The sequence below is a fragment of the Mesorhizobium sp. M8A.F.Ca.ET.202.01.1.1 genome (genome assembly GCF_004791595.1).
Lineage (GTDB): Bacteria > Pseudomonadota > Alphaproteobacteria > Rhizobiales > Rhizobiaceae > Mesorhizobium.
In genome coordinates this window covers 1-278 of sequence record NZ_SRUN01000352.1, presented here as the reverse complement: position 1 = coordinate 278, position 278 = coordinate 1, and the positions used below count along the sequence as shown (strand labels likewise).

General features: G+C 60.4%; 1 pseudogene. It reads left to right on the top strand.

Annotated elements, in window-relative coordinates:
* Window positions 1-48 precede the first annotated feature (48 nt).
* Window positions 49-278: pseudogene (locus EN845_RS35165) on the top strand (hypothetical protein); the annotation flags it as partial.

The window sequence follows — 278 nt, the reverse complement described above, 5'->3', positions numbered from 1 at the left end:
CAGCCGTTGGCCCTCCCATTTCTATCGGTCAATCGAAGGGAGAACGACATGACACTTTTTTGGCAACAACGCATCACCAATCGGCCTGCGCCCGGACGCCTGTTGGCCGCAAGCATCGAGGCGTGGCGTTCAGCCAGACGAACCGTTGCGCGCACCTTGCGTATTCGCAGCGACCGCGTGTGGCTGGACGAATTGCCGGATCATCTGTTGCCTGACATCGGCATCAGCCGCGTGGAGATCTGGTCAGCCACCAGGTTCGGCAGGGGATACAGCGATCG